The following is a 17,142-nucleotide window of genomic DNA, read 5'->3' as shown; positions in this document are numbered from 1 at the left end:
CAGAATTCACGAATTCATCTAAAACAGAGACTTAACACCAATAATGCACACAGAGTGTAATGATTTCATCTGATTTTGTGTGTAGAATTTGCGCATCGCTATTCGATGAGAATCCCCAATGGCTGACCTGAACCTGAGTACCCTGACGGAAGCAGACATCATCACCAAACGCATTATGCCCGCGGTCGTTCGCGCAGGGTGGGATGATACGGTACAGATCAGACAGGAGGTTAAACTCCGGGATGGAAAGGTCATCGTACGCGGTAAGGTGGCGGCACGCAGAACGGTGAAATCCGCCGATATCGTGCTCTATCATAAATTAAACATGCCGCTGGCGGTGATTGAGGCCAAAGCCAATAAGCATGAAATCGGCAAAGGGATGCAGCAGGCGCTGGGTTATGCGCACCTACTGGACGTTCCTTTCGTCTTCGCTACCAATGGCGATGGCTTTATCTTCCATGATAAAACGGCAACCGGCGCGATTGAGCGAGAAATTACCCTCGACGAATTCCCAACGCCTGACGAATTGTGGCAAAAATACTGCCAGTGGAAAGGGTACACCGCCGCGCAAATGCCGATCGTCACCCAGGATTATTACAACGACGGCAGCGAAAAGCGGCTGCGCTACTACCAGCTTCAGGCCATCAACAAAACGCTGGAGGCTGTGTCTAACGGGCAAAACAGATTATTACTGGTCATGGCGACAGGAACCGGTAAAACGCTGACGGCGTTTCACATCATCTGGCGTTTATGGCGGTCAGGCGTTAAAAAACGCATCCTGTTCCTGGCAGACCGAAACGTCCTTGTTGACCAGACCCGACTTGATGACTTTCAGCCTTTCGGCTCCGCAATGACCAAAATCACCGGGCGCACTCTCGACCCCGCTTTCGAAATCCATCTTGCGCTCTATCAGGCGTTAACCGGCAATGAAGAGCATCAAAAAGCGTTTAAGCAGGTTTCGCCGGATTTCTTTGATCTGATTATCATCGACGAATGCCACCGAGGCAGCGCCTCTGAAGACAGCGCCTGGCGTGAAATTCTGGATTATTTCAGCTCCGCCACACAGATTGGTATGACCGCCACGCCGAAGGAAACTCACGAGGTCTCCAATAGCGACTACTTTGGCGATCCTATTTACACTTATTCGTTGAAAGAAGGGATCGAGGACGGATTCCTCGCTCCTTACAAAGTGGTTCGTGTCGATATTGATGTTGATTTACAAGGCTGGCGACCCGTGCGCGGCCAGAGCGACCTCAACGGTGAACTGATCGATGACAGAATCTATAACCAGAAAGATTTTGATCGCACCATGGTCATCGACGAGCGGACTGAACTGGTGGCGAAAACCATTACCGATTACCTCAAACGCACCAATCCGATGGATAAAACCATCGTGTTTTGCGAAGACATTCCGCATGCTGAACGCATGCGCCGGGCGCTGATCAACCTCAACCCGGAGATGGTAAAACGTAACGATAAATATGTGATGAAAATCACCGGTGATGACGAAGAAGGGAAAGGCCAGCTGCAGAATTTCAGCGACAAGAAAAAAGAATGGCCGGTGATTGTGACCACCTCAGAACTCATGACTACTGGCGTAAACGTTAAGACCTGCAAACTGATCGTGCTGGACCAAACCATCCGCTCAATGACTAAATTTAAACAGATCATTGGCCGGGGTACCCGCATCGAACAAGACTACGGCAAACTGTGGTTCACCATTCTTGATTTCAAAAAGGCCACTGAACTGTTTGCCGACGAGCGCTTTGACGGTATCCCGGAAAAAGTGATGGAAGCCACGCCAGATGACATTGCGGACCCGGACTCCGGGTTCAACGAAACGCTGGAGGAAGAAACGCCTGACGTGTTTGCCGACGAAGATATCAACGGGGCAGACGAAGATCCGGCCACCTACACCACCAGCCCGATGGGCGACTCCAGCCCGTTACCGGAAGAGGAAGACAACCGGGTCCGTAAATTCCACATTAACGGCGTCACCGTTGGTGTGGTCTCGCAACGCGTCCAGTATTACGACGCCGACGGCAGGCTGGTCACCGAATCCTTCAAAGATTACACCCGTAAAACCGTGCTCAAAGAATGCGCCTCGCTGGATGATTTTGTCCGGAAATGGCAAGATGCTGACCGCAAAGCGGCGGTGATCAAAGAGCTCGAATTACAGGGCATCCTTTGGGATGTTCTGGCGGAAGAGGTGGGCAAAGATCTTGACCCGTTCGACATGCTCTGTCATGTGGTGTATGGTCAGCCGCCGCTCACGCGCAAAGAGCGCGCAGACAATGTTCGCAAGCGTAATTATTTCACCAAATATTCCGATGCCGCCCAGAGCGTACTCAGCAATCTGCTGGACAAATACGCCGATGCGGGCGTGGAAGAAATCGAGAATATTCAGGTACTGAAGCTCAAACCGTTCGACCAGATGGGCACTCTGCAGGAGATCATCACCGACGGCTTTGGTGACAAAGGCACCTATATGCAGGCAGTGAGTGACCTGGAAAGCGAAATTTACCAGCTTCCTCCCCGCTCCGCCTGAACATCCTGATTACGCCACCTGCGGCCCGTCTGCCGCAGGTGGCTTTGTTTTTTTATAAAGGGACGACCCCATGTCAATCAGCTCGGCTATCAAATCATTACAAGACATCATGCGCAAAGATGCAGGCGTCGATGGCGACGCACAGCGTCTGGGTCAGCTCTCCTGGTTATTGTTCCTGAAGATCTTCGACGCCCAGGAACAGGCGCTGGAAATCGAGCAGGAAAAATACAGGCTGCCGATGCCGGAGCGCTACCTGTGGCGCAACTGGGCGGCCGATAACGAAGGGATCACCGGCGATAAACTGCTGGCGTTCGTCAACGACGACCTGTTTCCGACACTGAAAGATCTGCCCGCGCAGATCGATATCAACCCGCGCGGCTATGTGGTTAAGCAGGCGTTCAGCGATGCCTACAACTATATGAAAAACGGCACCCTGCTGCGTCAGGTGATCAACAAGCTGAACGAGATCGATTTTACCCGCGCCAGCGAACGTCATCTGTTCGGCGATATCTACGAACAGATCCTCCGGGATCTCCAGGCGGCGGGCAACGCGGGTGAATTCTACACCCCACGCGCCGTAACCCGTTTTATGGTCGAGCGCGTCGATCCGAAACTCGGCGAATCGATTATGGATCCGGCCTGCGGCACCGGCGGCTTCCTCGCCTGCGCGTTTGATCATGTTAAAAATCATTATGCGCACACGGTCACCGACCACCAGATCCTGCAAAAACAGATCCACGGCGTGGAGAAAAAGCAGCTGCCGCATCTGCTTTGCACCACCAATATGCTGCTGCACGGCATTGAAGTACCGGTACAGATCCGTCACGACAACACCCTGAACAAACCGCTCTCCTCCTGGGACGAGCAGATGGATGTGATTATCACCAACCCGCCGTTCGGCGGCACCGAAGAAGACGGCATCGAGAAGAACTTCCCTTCCGATATGCAGACCCGCGAAACGGCAGATCTGTTCCTGCAACTAATTATTGAAGTGCTGGCGAAAAACGGCCGTGCGGCGGTGGTGCTGCCAGACGGTACGCTGTTTGGCGAAGGCGTGAAAACCAAGATCAAAAAGCTGCTCACCGAGGAGTGCAACCTGCACACCATCGTGCGTCTGCCGAACGGTGTGTTTAACCCGTACACCGGGATCAAAACCAACCTGCTGTTCTTTACCAAAGGCCAGCCGACCCAAGACATCTGGTTCTACGAGCACCCGTACCCGGCGGGCGTGAAGAGCTACAGCAAAACCAAGCCGATGAAGTTTGAAGAATTTCAGGCCGAGATCGACTGGTGGGGCAACGAAGCCGACGGCTTCGCCAGCCGCGTCGAGAACGAGCAAGCGTGGAAGGTCAGCATCGACGAAGTGATTGCCCGCAACTTTAACCTCGATATCAAGAACCCGCACCAGGCGGAAACCGTCAGCCACGACCCGGACGAACTGCTCACACAATACGCGAAGCAGCAGGAAGCAATTCAGACCCTGCGCCACCAGCTGCGCGATATCCTCGGCGCGGCGCTCTCCGGTAAGGAGGCCAACTGATGGCGGTGGAAAAACTGATTGTCGACCATATCGACACCTGGACCACGGCGCTGCAAACCCGCTCCACGGCGGGGCGCGGCAGTTCGGGTAAGATTGACTTGTACGGCATTAAGAAGCTGCGCGAGCTGATTCTGGAGCTGGCGGTGCGCGGCAAGCTGGTGCCGCAGGATCCGAACGATGAACCGGCGTCGGAGCTGCTAAAACGTATTGCGGCGGAAAAGGCCGAGCTGGTGAAGCAGGGAAAAATTAAAAAGCAGAAGCCGCTGCCGGAGATTAGTGAAGAGGAGAAACCGTTTGAGCTGCCGGTAGGGTGGGAATGGGTGCGATTAGAAGATGTTACAGATAATATCCATTATGGATATACCGCATCAGCCGATGTAACAAAAAAAGTAAAGTTATTGAGGATTACTGATATCCAAGATGATAAAGTCATTTGGCGTAATGTTCCGGGTTGTGAAATAAAGGATAGCGATATTGAACAGTATCAGCTCCAACCTAATGACATTGTCATTGCCCGGACTGGCGGAACGGTCGGGAAATCTTATCTTGTTGATGACCTTCAGTATATTGCTGTTTTTGCCTCATACCTAATACGCCTTAAATATATAAAATTCACAAATGCAAACTATACTAAAATCTTCTTAGGTAGCCAATTATACTGGTTACAATTATATAACGGAGTTACTGGTACTGGTCAGCCTAATGTAAATGGAAATACATTAAAAAAAATGTTTTTCCCACTGCCACCAAGTAATGAGCAAAATAAAATATGTTCAAGAGTTCAAACATTATTGAATCTCTGCGACCAACTGGAACAGCACTCACTGACCAGTCTGGACGCCCACCAACAGTTGGTTGAAACCCTGCTAACCACGCTAACCGACAGCCAGAACGCCGAAGAACTGGCTGAAAATTGGGCGCATATCAGCGAGCATTTCGGCACGCTATTTACCACCGAAGCCAGCATTGACGCCTTAAAACAGACCATTCTGCAACTGGCGGTGATGGGCAAACTGGTGCCGCAGGATCCGAACGATGAACCGGCCTCTGAACTACTTAAACGTATTGCGCAGGAAAAAGCGCAACTGGTAAAAGACGGGAAAATTAAAAAACAAAAACCGCTGCCGCCGATTAGTGATGAGGAAAAACCGTTTGAACTGCCGGAGGGGTGGGAATGGAGCCTATTCGAAGACGTCGTTGATATTCAAAGTGGTATAACTAAAGGAAGAAATTTAGCCAACCGAAAGCTGATTTCAATCCCTTATCTACGTGTGGCTAACGTTCAGCGTGGTTATCTTGACCTTTCAGAAGTTAAAGAGATTGATATCCCTGAGGAAGAGAAGGATAAATATCATGTTATTAAAGGAGATCTTTTAATAACAGAAGGTGGTGACTGGGATACTGTTGGTAGAACAACTGTGTGGTGCCATGATTGGTATATAGCAAATCAAAACCATGTTTTCAAAGGAAGAATTATAGGACAAGGCATTGATCCTTACTGGCTTGAGACATACATGAATAGTCCTTATTCAAGAGATTATTTTGCTAGTGCAAGCAAGCAAACAACCAACTTAGCATCCATTAATAAGACTCAGTTAAGAGGTTGCCCTGTAGCGATCCCTCCAAGTAGTGAAGCAGAAAAAATCATGCTCAAATTGAATGATTTTAATGAATTATGTGAAAAACTTAAATTACAAATTCAATCCGCCCAACAAACCCAGCTCCACCTGGCCGACGCCCTCACCGACGCCGCCATAAATTAACCCGCCCCCAGAAACCAATAAAGCGGCTAAATAGCCGCTTTATTCCCATCACCAGAAATAATCCTTCCCTTTATCCCCGCCGTTATTTTCATTCATTTTCAGCTGGACTTTCCGTCTATTCCCTGATGATATATCCAGGTATTTTTCGCAAGACGCCCGTGCTGCAACACGAGCGCCTCGCTAATCACAATCACTATTTTCAAGGAATAGCCACCATGACTACCCGCATTCTATTGCAGAATTCACCGATCCAGAAGTCTCCCCGGAAAATAACCGTAAAGGCACCGTCAGCTATGCGAGCCGCTTTGAAGATCATCAGCGTATCCCGGCGATTATCATGAAAGGCCAGTGGCTGGAAGCTGCCGGTTTTGCCACCGGCACCAAAATGGATATTAAGGTGATGGAAGGCTGCATCGTGCTGACCGTGAAACCACCAGAGCCTGAGCTGGTTGAGTCTTTACGGCAAGTAAGCAAGCTGTCAGTACGTAAACAAAAGCAAGTTCAAACGTTTATCCGCGTGATTTCTTCTAAATAGGCAGGAAACCCAGGTGCGATTTAATTCGTACCTGGGTTGCAGTATCAGACATCAATCTCGTCTGTTGCTGTCTCTAATTCAGCAACATCATCCTGACTAATATTTTTCCCCATTGCCGCTTCGATCAATTTCAGCAATTGTTTTTTTCGATCGGCAAAAAATGCCTCGAAACTATCCTGCCGTAACAGCGAAGGCTCAATAAAGTGGCTGCGTAGGATCGCATCCATCTCGGCATTCTCCAGACCTACCTGCGGATGCGTCTGGATCTGCGACAGATATTCAGCCGGAGATCTCCCACCAATCATTCGATTGGCCTTATAGGAGATTGATGTTTTATTAATGATAGAGTTATACACTGCTGGACTAATATTATTAGTTTCGCACCATATCTTTGGGAAAATATGGTGAATATCGAGTGCAATCTCACCATAATCTAACTTTTGGATCGTCGACTTCCAGAAAAAGTCTTGAGCACCATTGCGTAGGATCAACACGCTTAGCGCTTTATACGCGGCGCTCAATCGGGAGCGTAACGTCAATAAACGCCCGGGCTGGAATGATGCTTCATAAATGGTACGCGGTTCTTCACCGTCCCTCTCAATCCAGTTTAGTAACTCTTCCACATCGTTTGCGATACGTGTTTCTACCGCGCCGCCGTACAGTTCCCCCAGGACACCGCACCAGAACCAGCGCGCCAGTTTGTCATAAATTTTGGGCTCCAGCCAATTGCCTTGTAATTGCGATAATACTGCCGCCAGCGGCACAAGCTGCGTACGATAAGGAAGATCCCATGAGTGCATAAAACATTCATGATGGAGAAATTTAGCGGCAAGTAAGAAGCCTTTTTCCACATCGTCGGCCCAGCAATGATAATCTTCAAGAGAAAGCGCTAATACTGAAACTCGTTTAGCACTTACTGCAGTAACTGATTTCCCTGTCTTCCCTTCAGCCAGATCGGCACGCCGTTTTTTTAGCGTATTCAATATGCTGATAGCCTGTAAAAAGTCAGTCGGCTCTACGCCCTGTAGGATAGCTTCTTTATTCAGTACATTTCGGCGGCCAAATTTTTGACGCAAATTACTGCCAAACCAGTCATCCCGAAGATTAAACCCATCAGCCGCAAAACTGGCGGTCACCAGTTCAAATACGGATAGTGGAACACCACCGGTATTAACCTTTTCAAACACCAGGCAAACGGCCTCTTTGCTAGTTGATTTACCCAATTTGATAACAGGCAGCAAATAGTTCCTAAAGGCATTCAGAATTTTTTCACGGAACTGCATATAAGTGAAAAACTTTTCTTGTGAACACTTATATAAATGACTTTCCCATGCATCAGAGTTGATAATTTGGTTACAAGGGAAAAATAATGCTTCGCACTCTTTTTGCACGGTAGAAAAATCCATTTCAACCGTTTCTCCAAAGGAGTTAACAAAAGTTTTTATATCACGACCAAAATTCATCGTTACTTTTTTAGACTTTTCAACAGAAATAAAAGCTTCATCAAGCCTATTGTCCAGAGCGGCCTCAATATCAATATAATAAAAACGGTCTATCTGCTTTCCTTTCTCGTTAAAAGTCTTAACGGGCGTATCCAGCATCAGGACTTGAGTCAAGGACGTTAAACGTTGCTGGCCATCCAGAATCAACATCTCAGGCTCGGTTTTCTGCAATTCTACATTTTCAACTGGACGCACCTGGAAGCGAACTTCTCCCCCAGTCTCCAGCAGCATAACCGCACCAACGGGAAAAGAACGGGCAATACTGACCAGCAAAGACCGGACATGCTCATCATCCCATACCCACCCTCTCTGGAAATCAGGCAACTGTACCCGTCCATCAGTAATCTGCCCCAGGATATCTTTTAAAGCAATTTTCGTCGTGTCAAACGTACTCATTCTGGCGCTCCTGCCATTTTCTCTTTTCAAATTAATAAATTACCACAAATAACATATCCTCAGACTCAATTTTATGCTTTCTGATTCTACTCTGTGCAGTATCATACCCGGTAATATGAAATTCAGGAGGGATCCATGAGCGATATCCAGCTTTTCCGCCTCGGTGGCGGGAAAGTACAAGAACTACCGGGCAAAGCCGCAGCCATTGAAAAAGATCTGCAAATGCTGATCGAATCCCATATGGAAACATTCCTTGGCGTCCGCTTTCTCGGCACCGAATACCGCACGGGTAAAACCCATCGTGGGCGAATTGATTCCCTCGGCCTCGATGAAAATAACTGCCCGGTGATTATTGAATATAAGCGCCACAGCAATGAAAACGTCATTAACCAAGGGCTGTTTTATCTCGACTGGCTGCTCGATCATAAAGCGGAATTTCAGTTGCTGGTGATGGAGAAAATAAGTAAAACCGCGGCCAAAGCCATTGACTGGTCCGGCACACGGTTAATCTGTATTGCCGCCGATTTTAATAAATACGACGAACATGCCGTTCAGCAAATCAACCGCAATATCAACCTGATTCGCTACAAGCTTTTTGCCGACGACCTGTTAATGCTGGAACTGGTTAACGCCGTGGTCGAAAATAGCCCTCAGCACATCATCGCGAACGGTTCCGTCAGCAGCGGTAAACGCCATACCCGCACGCAGCGCGAACAGCTCTCTTCGGCCTCTCCCGCGCTGCTTTCATTATATGAACAGCTAAAAAGTTATGTGCTGTCACTCAGTGATGAGGTTCAGTTTAAAGAGCTTAAGCTCTATGACGCCTTCCACCTCATTCGTAACTTTCTGTGCGTGGCCGTTTATCCCGTGACCGACCCACACCTACGCCTGTGGCTGAAAATCAATCCTCAACATATCCAGCTTGAAGAAGGATTTAGCCGGGACGTCACAAACATTGGCCACTGGGGAACCGGCGACGTCGAATTGATTGTGCGTAACGAACACGATCTGGATAAAGCCAAACTGCTGATCGAGAAAGCCTGGCAGGAAAATTAGCGTTCCAGGATACCCGCCTACTGGAGAGGTTAAGATAAGATTATCCAGCCTTTCCAGTTTTACTGGCTCTTATCTGTTATTCCACATCCTTCCTTTCCAACCCGATATCCCTTAACTGCTCGTCACTCATTCGTCGCAGCGCCTGACAGGCCCGCTTACGCAGCCACCACCTTTTTAGCGCCCGTCTGAGCTGCACAAAGCCAATAAATGGTTGTCTGGGGCGGTTCTCGTAAAATTCCATACCGACCTCCGCATAGAACAGAAAATGCGGGCATCATGAATGTCTGTACAAACAATATCGGGATAAAAAGCACGGTTAGTGCAACGTGGATAAATAAGGAGGGCGATTGAGGGTGTTTTGTTCGCTTATTTCGTTCTGATTTAAGATCCGCGTCCTTCGCTGCAAAAAAGCCAGGCCCCTCCCGTTTTCAGAGGGGCAACAGGGATTAGCGGCGCACCACTACCAGCTTCTGGTTCACAAACTCCTTAATCCCCAGATCCGATAGCTCGCGTCCGAAGCCCGAACGCTTAACGCCGCCGAACGGCAGCTCCGCTGCGGTGTCAGTCAGCCAGTTGATATAAACCATCCCGGTTTCAATCCGGGAGGCCATGCGTTTAGCACGCTCAATATCCTGACTAAACACCGCGCCGCCCAGACCGTAGTGGGAATCGTTGGCGAGTTTTACCGCCTCGTCATCGTCTTTCACCACATACATCTGCGCCACCGGGCCGAAGAACTCTTCAAAGTACGCCGGGTTGTCACGCGTAATGTGGGTCAGAATGGTCGGCTCAAAGAAGTTGCCTTTGCTTTCCAGCGGCTTGCCGCCAACGTGCAGCGTCGCGCCATTTTTCACCGCTTCCTCGACCTGTCTGGTCAGTGTATCCAGAGCATCTTTCGATGACAGCGGCCCCAGTTCGGTAGAAGCGTCCATCTGATCCCCCACCTTCACCTTCCTGAATGCCTCGGTGAACTGGCTGAGGAATTGATCGGCGATTTTCTCATGCAGGATAAAGCGCTTCGCCGCCGTACATACCTGCCCTGCATTAGTGAGTCGTGCCTGCACGCCAATTTTCACCGCTTTCTCAAGATCGGCATCGTCCAGCACGACGAACACATCGTTCCCGCCCAGTTCCAGCGTCGATTTTTTAATGTGCTTCGCCGCCTGTGCCGCCACGGCGCTCCCCGCTTTTTCAGATCCGGTCAGCGCCGCGCCCTGCACGCGCGGGTCGGCGATGATGTTCGCCACCTGATCGGAGGAAATAAACAGGTTGGTCCATGCGCCTTCCGGCGCGCCGGCTTCACGCACCAGATGGGCAAACGTCTCGGCGCAGTGCGGTACGATGCTGGCATGTTTCGCCAGCACCGGGTTACCTGCGGCCAGGTTCGGCGCCAGCACACGCATCAACTGATAGTACGGGAAGTTCCACGGCTCAACAGCCATGATGACGCCAATCGGATGATGTTCTACCCACGCGTCGCCAAACTCGGTTTTATAAGGCACCGGGGCAAGAAACTGCTTCGCGTTATCCGCATAATAGCGAGCGATCTGCGCACACAGTTTGACTTCGCCACGGCTCTGCTCGATGAGCTTGCCCATCTCCTGGCTGGCGATTTTTGCCAGTTCTTCAACACGGCTGTCGATCAAGTCAGCCAGCTTATGCAGTACCGGCAAACGTTGGTCAATCTCTCCCCTGGACCAGTCGGAGTGATAGAGCGCGTCAGCTTTTTGCAGCGCGGCTTCAATATCCGCGTCCGTGTGCGGGGGATACTCTTTAATGAGCTGATTATTGGCAGGATTCACTGTCTGGTAAGCCATATCACATGTCTCCTTGTTATCGTCATTAAGGCAGCCGGAAATGCCGCTCAGAACAATAAGGGTAGTAGAGATGGCTGGCGCTATCGGTAAAGTTCGGTATATTCGTACGGTTATCAACGATAATTATAGAGCGCGTTGCCCGGTGGGCACCGGGCCTGCAACATTCAGACTGGAGCCGCGTTAGTGACTAACATCCTGAAGCTCTTCAGCCGTAAGGCCGGTGAACCGCTGGACAGTCTCGCGGTCAAGTCCGTCCGCCAGCATCTGTCTGGCGATACGCAATGCGGCAACATGCTGACCTTTTTCCAGCCCTTTTTCTAATCCTTCTGCTAATCCTTCCTCCAGACCGAGCTGTCTTCCTTGCCGTTCCCCTTTTCTGCGATCCGCTGCGCGGATCCTCTCTATCAGCGTCATCAGTCTCTCCTTAGTGTGCGGGACATGCCCTACCACATCACGAATAAACGTGGTGAAACGAGGCGTATGTCCGTGCTGAATCATAAGATAATTAAACAGCGCTTTAAGCTGCCTGTCATTAGCGCAACCAGTAACTAACAGCGAAGCAATTCGTTCAACCAGTCCCAGCAGGTCGCGCTGGCGGATATGTTTTTGGATGAGCTCCAGCAGCGCAATGCGGCGGTGCTGCATAATGTCATCATCCGATACCACCGTAATGTCGACCAGCGGAAAGGCAGCGGCATAGAGTCTTCTTGCCACTTCCGGGTTCGCAAACTCATCCAGCCAGCACAGCGAAAAAGGATACGGGCTATCAACACCGTGATAAAACAGCATCGGCACCACCAGCGGAAGATGCTTATGCCCCGCATCCAGATGCTGTTGCATTGCCGCCATCGCATACCGTATCAGCCGAAACGCCATATGCGCATCCGGCGTGCTCTGATGTTCAATCACGACATAGATATAACCGTCGCCCTCGCGCGTTTTCAGCGACCAAAGCACATCGGAATAATAGGCTCGCAGATTTTTTTCAATAAAACTGCCGGGCTCCAGCTTTAGCGTCCGCAGGTCGCAAAGCTGGCGTAACGACACCGGCAGATGAATCTCCATAAAATCGCGGGCGGTTTCCGGGTGGCGCAAAAAGGTTTTAAACACCGCATCATGCGGTGTTGAGGTCGTCGATTTTTTCATGGCGCTCCGTCACCCCAAACCAGGATGCTGCGACTCTACCTCCTGAAAATTCCTTTCTCATCCGTACCTTTTCAGCATTGCGAGGCGCGACGGAAGATAAATCCTGTTATCTGTAATGCACATGCATTTTCGGAACTGAACACGCAAAATACCAGCCTGCGCGCCCTGCCTTTATCTTTATTAACCAGACAAACTCTTTTGATTAACATCAAAATTTAATTACACTTAATGTGTATATTTTCCGTGCAACGTAAATTTCCCGAGGTGTGATGTGCTGATTGTTATCTGTAATCGCCACACGTTCTGACGAGATTCAGAACGCGTCTCTTCCTGTCTGTGTTTTCACCGGCAGCGTTTTTGATTACATGAAATTCAGTACATCCGCAGCCGCTGTTTCCATCGCCTGCCTGACGTCACGATGACGGTATTGAGTTTCGCTGTCCCATCATGGGGTTCTCCGACATGGAGCGCATTTTTTATGCAACGGATTATTCAGTTTTTCTCCCAACGCGCCACAACGTTATTTTTCCCGATGGCGCTGATTTTGTACGATTTTGCCGCCTATCTGACGACGGATCTGATTCAGCCTGGCATCATTAACGTCGTGCGCGATTTTAATGCTGACGTCAGTCTTGCGCCGGCCTCGGTCAGTCTCTATCTGGCGGGAGGAATGGCGTTGCAATGGCTTCTGGGGCCGCTATCCGACAGGATTGGCCGCCGGCCAGTGCTGATCGCAGGGGCATTAATTTTTACTCTCTCCTGCGCGGCAACGCTGTTGACGACCTCAATGACGCAGTTTCTGATTGCCCGTTTTGTGCAGGGCACCAGCATTTGCTTTATCGCAACGGTCGGCTACGTCACGGTACAGGAGGCCTTCGGTCAAACCAAAGCCATTAAGCTGATGGCGATTATTACCTCCATTGTGCTGGTCGCTCCGGTTATCGGCCCGCTCTCCGGCGCCGCGCTGATGCACTTCGTTCACTGGAAGGTGCTGTTCGGTATTATTGCGGTGATGGGACTGTTGGCGTTGTGCGGCCTGCTGCTGGCGATGCCAGAAACGGTGCAACGCGGCGCGGTGCCGTTCAGCGCGGTGAGCGTACTGCGCGATTTTCGTAATGTGTTTCGCAACCCGATTTTTCTCACCGGGGCGGCGACGCTGTCGTTGAGCTACATCCCGATGATGAGCTGGGTGGCGGTGTCGCCGGTGATCCTGATCGATGCCGGCGGGATGAGTACTTCGCAATTCGCCTGGGCGCAGGTGCCCGTATTCGGCGCGGTGATCGTGGCCAATATGATCGTTGTGCGCCTGGTGAAAGATCCGACCCGACCGCGTTTTATCTGGCGCGCCGTACCAATCCAGTTAAGCGGGCTGGCGACATTACTCCTCGGTAATCTTCTTCTGCCGCACGTCTGGCTTTGGTCTGTGCTGGGCACCAGCCTGTACGCGTTCGGTATTGGCATGATTTTCCCGACGCTGTTTCGCTTCACGCTTTTCTCCAACAACTTGCCAAAAGGGACGGTTTCGGCCTCGCTGAACATGGTGATTCTGACGGTGATGGCGGTGTCGGTCGAAGTTGGCCGCTGGCTGTGGTTTCACGGCGGGAGACTGCCGTTTCACCTGCTGGCAGCGGTGGCCGGGGTGATTGTGGTCTTCACCCTGGCGACACTATTACAGCGCGTGCGCCAGCATGAGGCAGCAGAACTGGCCGCTGAGAAGTAAACACTCTGCCGGATAGAGGCTTATCCGGCACAGGATAATCTGATGTTTTTTGCACGTTCCTGCCGTCTGGCTCTATCCTTAACCCTATGAATAAAATCGCCGAACTCAAACGCGCCAAACGCCTGGCGCTCTCACTGTTGCTGATAGCCGCCGCGACGTTTGTAACCACGCTTTTCCTGCCGCCCAGTTTTTGGGTGCTGGGCGTAAAAGCTATTGCCGAAGCGGCGATGGTTGGCGCGCTGGCGGACTGGTTTGCCGTGGTGGCGCTGTTTCGCCGCATTCCCATTCCGTTTATTTCACGACATACGGCGATTATTCCCCGTAACAAAGACCGAATCGGCGAAAACCTTGGGCAATTTGTGCAGGAGAAGTTCCTTGATACGCAGTCGCTGATCGCGCTAATCCGCCGCCATGAACCCGCGCTGCTTATCGGAAACTGGTTCAGCCAGCCGGACAACGCCAGCCGGGTCGGGCAGCATCTGCTGCAAATTATGAGCGGCTTTCTGGAACTGACCGATGACGCCCGTATTCAGCGGCTGCTCAAGCGAGCGGTACATAAGGCGATTGATAAAGTGGATCTTTCCGGCACCAGCGCCCTGATGCTGGAAAGCATGACCAAAAACGATCGTCACCAGGTGTTACTCGATACGCTGATCGCCCAGCTTATCGCCCTGTTACAGCGTGACAGCTCCCGAACATTTATCGCCAGACAGATCATACGCTGGCTGGAAACCGAGCATCCGTTAAAAGCGAAGATTCTGCCGACCGAATGGCTGGGAGAACACAGCGCTGAACTGGTCTCCGACGCGGTGAATTCTCTGCTGGATGATATCAGTCACGACCGCGCGCATCAGATTCGTCATGCCTTCGATCGCGCGACGTATAAGCTGATCGATAAACTTAAACATGATCCGGAAATGGCTGCCCGGGCAGAAAACATTAAAAGTTACCTGAAGGAAGATGAGGCGTTTAATCGTTATCTCGGCGAGATCTGGGCGGATCTACGTCAGTGGTTAAAAACAGATATCAACGCCGAAGACTCAAAGGTGAAGCAGCGCATCGCTCATGCCGGACAATGGTTTGGCGAGACGCTGATCGCCGACGACGCATTACGCGCTTCGCTTAACGGTCATCTGGAACAGGCCGCGCACCGCGTCGCGCCGGAATTCGCCGCCTTCCTGACGCGCCACATCAGCGATACCGTAAAAGGCTGGGATGCGCGCGATATGTCGCAGCAGATTGAGCTTAATATCGGTAAAGATTTGCAGTTTATCCGCGTGAACGGCACGCTGGTCGGCGGCGCTATCGGTCTGGTGTTATATTTACTGTCGCAAATACCGGCACTGCTCAGTATCTAAGAAGGGGAAGGCGCAATTCTCGTTCAGATTAACTGCCAAACCCCGCACGTGGGAGGCATTAATTTAATGCCATTTCCCACCGATGCCCCTCTTCTCAATCCGTTATTCGCCTGCGCTTCACTTTCTTTTCTTGCAAATTTGAAACATTAATTTTACTTTTTATTATCATTTGCAACAACAATCCGGCATTCCTGCCTTACTTTAGCAAAGAGAAAAACCATGGTTCATGCTCAGAGCGCTTCACCTCGCCATCCCATTTTTACGGCGCTTTTCGGTATGATGGTATTGACGCTGGGGATGGGAGTTGGCCGCTTTCTGTATACGCCCATGCTGCCGGTAATGCTGGCGGAAAAGCAGCTAACGTTTAACCAACTCTCCTGGATTGCCAGCGCCAATTATGCAGGGTACCTGGCGGGAAGCTTACTGTTTTCCTTTGGCCTTTTTCATCTCCCCTCTCGTCTACGCCCCATGCTGCTGGCTTCGGCGGTCGCCACCGGTATTCTTATTCTGGCCATGGCGATATTTACCCAACCCGTGGTCGTCATGTTGGTGCGCTTCCTGGCAGGCGTCGCGAGCGCGGGAATGATGATTTTTGGATCAATGATTGTGTTGCATCATACCCGCCATCCGTTTGTGATCGCCGCGCTCTTTTCCGGCGTCGGGGCCGGGATTGCACTGGGCAACGAATATGTCATTGGCGGTTTACATTATGCGCTTTCGGCCCATTCGCTATGGCTGGGGGCCGGAGCGCTCGCCGGTATATTGCTATTAATCGTGGCAATGTTGATTCCCCCCCGCGCTCATGCGCTGCCGCCTGCGCCCTTAGCAAGAATCGAAAATCAGCCTATGCCCTGGTGGCAACTGGCGCTGTTGTACGGTTTCGCCGGATTCGGCTACATCATTGTCGCTACCTATTTGCCGCTGATGGCGAAAAGCGCGGGCTCTCCGCTACTCACGGCGCATCTTTGGTCGTTGGTCGGCCTGGCGATCATTCCCGGCTGCTTCGGCTGGCTGTGGGCGGCAAAACATTGGGGCGTCCTGCCATGTCTGACCGCGAACCTGTTGATCCAGAGCGCCTGCGTGCTGCTGTCTCTCGCCAGCGACTCATTGTTGCTGTTAATACTGAGCAGTATTGGTTTTGGCGCCACGTTTATGGGCACAACCTCGCTGGTGATGCCGCTAGCCCGACAACTCAGCGCGCCGGGCAATATTAATTTGTTAGGCCTGGTGACGCTAACGTATGGTATTGGGCAAATTCTCGGTCCGCTCGCCGCCAGTCTGTCAGGCAATGGCGCGTCGGCAATTATCAACGCCACGCTTTGCGGTGCCGCGGCGCTCTTTTTTGCCGCGCTGATCAGCGCCGCGCAGCAGATAAAACAAAAACGGTTTGTGATACGTGAATAAGCGGTAGAGTAAACCCGCGCTATCCGCACCGGGTTGTATCTTTAACGCTATTCGCGGCGCAATGCGGATCTGTTTTTAATAGCACATCCTCAACACGTTATTTCAAGGTAAAGATGCCACTAAAAACTATACTTATTCTATGGTTTTTAGTGTTATCAATCTGCCTATTATTTTATATACCCTTCATACTTCAAGTGGATTATGTGTTGGCTACGGATTACCCGGCCCATCCATGGGCCTCGCCCTGACGGGCCGTTGCTCACCCCAGTTACATCGTTATCTATGCTCCTGGGGACTCACTCCCTTGCCGCCTTTACGCAACTCGAATTATTTTGGCTATATATTCCATTATGATGA

At 51.0% G+C, this 17,142-nt stretch carries 13 protein-coding genes; 9 read left to right on the top strand and 4 right to left on the bottom strand.

What is annotated here, in order from left to right:
* Positions 1 to 118 precede the first annotated feature (118 nt).
* The 4 genes from hsdR (at position 119) to symE (ending at position 6,386) form a co-directional block, all read left to right on the top strand.
* Positions 119 to 2,548: an EcoAI/FtnUII family type I restriction enzme subunit R gene (hsdR, locus tag ACLJQJ_RS14640; RefSeq protein WP_063809593.1), complete on the top strand. Its 2,430-nt coding sequence runs from the start codon at positions 119 to 121 to the stop codon at positions 2,546 to 2,548.
* Positions 2,549 to 2,618: 70 nt separating this feature from the next.
* Complete coding sequence (locus ACLJQJ_RS14635) at positions 2,619 to 4,088, top strand: N-6 DNA methylase (protein WP_063809594.1); 1,470 nt, start codon at positions 2,619 to 2,621, stop codon at positions 4,086 to 4,088.
* Complete coding sequence (locus ACLJQJ_RS14630; protein ID WP_063809595.1) at positions 4,088 to 5,851, top strand: restriction endonuclease subunit S; 1,764 nt, start codon at positions 4,088 to 4,090, stop codon at positions 5,849 to 5,851. Before ACLJQJ_RS14635 ends, ACLJQJ_RS14630 begins: the two co-directional genes overlap by 1 nt.
* Before the next feature lie 232 nt (positions 5,852 to 6,083).
* The gene (gene symE / locus ACLJQJ_RS14625; protein WP_063809596.1) at positions 6,084 to 6,386 is read left to right on the top strand and encodes an endoribonuclease SymE; all 303 of its coding nucleotides are present in this window, start codon (positions 6,084 to 6,086) and stop codon (positions 6,384 to 6,386) included.
* A gap of 44 nt (positions 6,387 to 6,430) precedes the next feature.
* Here symE and ACLJQJ_RS14620 read toward each other — a convergent pair whose 3' ends face one another.
* Positions 6,431 to 8,284, bottom strand: a complete 1,854-nt coding sequence (locus tag ACLJQJ_RS14620) for a DUF262 domain-containing protein (protein ID WP_063809597.1) — start codon at positions 8,282 to 8,284, stop codon at positions 6,431 to 6,433.
* 135 nt (positions 8,285 to 8,419) lie between these two features.
* On the opposite strand from ACLJQJ_RS14620, the gene ACLJQJ_RS14615 reads away from it, so the two are divergent.
* Complete coding sequence (locus ACLJQJ_RS14615) at positions 8,420 to 9,340, top strand: DUF5655 domain-containing protein (protein WP_063809598.1); 921 nt, start codon at positions 8,420 to 8,422, stop codon at positions 9,338 to 9,340.
* 76 nt (positions 9,341 to 9,416) lie between these two features.
* On the opposite strand, the gene yjiS is transcribed toward ACLJQJ_RS14615, so the two are convergent.
* A complete protein-coding gene (yjiS, locus tag ACLJQJ_RS14610; RefSeq protein ID WP_000397917.1) occupies positions 9,417 to 9,581 on the bottom strand; it encodes a DUF1127 domain-containing protein YjiS in 165 nt (54 codons plus the stop codon).
* Between yjiS and ACLJQJ_RS14605 the strand changes: the two genes are divergently transcribed.
* On the top strand, positions 9,548 to 9,691 hold the full coding sequence (locus tag ACLJQJ_RS14605) for a hypothetical protein (RefSeq protein WP_001541460.1): 144 nt from the start codon (positions 9,548 to 9,550) through the stop codon (positions 9,689 to 9,691). The genes yjiS and ACLJQJ_RS14605 overlap by 34 nt on opposite strands.
* A 95-nt stretch (positions 9,692 to 9,786) precedes the next feature.
* Here ACLJQJ_RS14605 and ACLJQJ_RS14600 read toward each other — a convergent pair whose 3' ends face one another.
* The gene (locus ACLJQJ_RS14600; protein WP_023253852.1) at positions 9,787 to 11,157 is read right to left on the bottom strand and encodes an NAD-dependent succinate-semialdehyde dehydrogenase; all 1,371 of its coding nucleotides are present in this window, start codon (positions 11,155 to 11,157) and stop codon (positions 9,787 to 9,789) included.
* Positions 11,158 to 11,337: 180 nt separating this feature from the next.
* Complete coding sequence (locus ACLJQJ_RS14595) at positions 11,338 to 12,303, bottom strand: Rpn family recombination-promoting nuclease/putative transposase (protein ID WP_023236870.1); 966 nt, start codon at positions 12,301 to 12,303, stop codon at positions 11,338 to 11,340.
* A 478-nt stretch (positions 12,304 to 12,781) separates the two neighbouring features.
* Between ACLJQJ_RS14595 and mdtM the strand changes: the two genes are divergently transcribed.
* The 3 genes from mdtM to ACLJQJ_RS14580 all read left to right on the top strand — a co-directional run bounded on the left by mdtM (position 12,782) and on the right by ACLJQJ_RS14580 (position 16,785).
* Positions 12,782 to 14,023 carry a multidrug efflux MFS transporter MdtM gene (gene mdtM, locus ACLJQJ_RS14590; RefSeq protein ID WP_063809599.1) on the top strand — a complete coding sequence of 414 codons (1,242 nt, stop codon included), beginning with the start codon at positions 12,782 to 12,784 and terminating at the stop codon, positions 14,021 to 14,023.
* Between the two features lie 86 nt (positions 14,024 to 14,109).
* Positions 14,110 to 15,381, top strand: a complete 1,272-nt coding sequence (locus ACLJQJ_RS14585) for a DUF445 domain-containing protein (RefSeq protein WP_001033033.1) — start codon at positions 14,110 to 14,112, stop codon at positions 15,379 to 15,381.
* A 219-nt stretch (positions 15,382 to 15,600) separates the two neighbouring features.
* The gene (locus ACLJQJ_RS14580; RefSeq protein ID WP_063809600.1) at positions 15,601 to 16,785 is read left to right on the top strand and encodes an MFS transporter; all 1,185 of its coding nucleotides are present in this window, start codon (positions 15,601 to 15,603) and stop codon (positions 16,783 to 16,785) included.
* Positions 16,786 to 17,142: the final 357 nt, after the last annotated feature.

The sequence above is a fragment of the Salmonella sp. SAL04202 genome, assembly GCF_046550775.1.
GTDB classification, from domain to species: domain Bacteria; phylum Pseudomonadota; class Gammaproteobacteria; order Enterobacterales; family Enterobacteriaceae; genus Salmonella; species Salmonella enterica.
Note: the sequence above shows the minus strand (reverse complement) of the source record. Positions and strands in the feature narration are given on the sequence as shown.

Coding starts and splice junctions, on each gene's coding strand:
- hsdR (WP_063809593.1), top strand. CDS start 119: ATGGCTGACCTGAACCTGAGTACCCTGACGGAAGCAGACATCATCACC.
- ACLJQJ_RS14635 (WP_063809594.1), top strand. CDS start 2,619: ATGTCAATCAGCTCGGCTATCAAATCATTACAAGACATCATGCGCAAA.
- ACLJQJ_RS14630 (WP_063809595.1), top strand. CDS start 4,088: ATGGCGGTGGAAAAACTGATTGTCGACCATATCGACACCTGGACCACG.
- ACLJQJ_RS14620 (WP_063809597.1), bottom strand. CDS start 8,284: ATGAGTACGTTTGACACGACGAAAATTGCTTTAAAAGATATCCTGGGG.
- ACLJQJ_RS14615 (WP_063809598.1), top strand. CDS start 8,420: ATGAGCGATATCCAGCTTTTCCGCCTCGGTGGCGGGAAAGTACAAGAA.
- ACLJQJ_RS14605 (WP_001541460.1), top strand. CDS start 9,548: ATGGTTGTCTGGGGCGGTTCTCGTAAAATTCCATACCGACCTCCGCAT.
- yjiS (WP_000397917.1), bottom strand. CDS start 9,581: ATGGAATTTTACGAGAACCGCCCCAGACAACCATTTATTGGCTTTGTG.
- ACLJQJ_RS14600 (WP_023253852.1), bottom strand. CDS start 11,157: ATGGCTTACCAGACAGTGAATCCTGCCAATAATCAGCTCATTAAAGAG.
- ACLJQJ_RS14595 (WP_023236870.1), bottom strand. CDS start 12,303: ATGAAAAAATCGACGACCTCAACACCGCATGATGCGGTGTTTAAAACC.
- mdtM (WP_063809599.1), top strand. CDS start 12,782: ATGCAACGGATTATTCAGTTTTTCTCCCAACGCGCCACAACGTTATTT.
- ACLJQJ_RS14585 (WP_001033033.1), top strand. CDS start 14,110: ATGAATAAAATCGCCGAACTCAAACGCGCCAAACGCCTGGCGCTCTCA.
- ACLJQJ_RS14580 (WP_063809600.1), top strand. CDS start 15,601: ATGGTTCATGCTCAGAGCGCTTCACCTCGCCATCCCATTTTTACGGCG.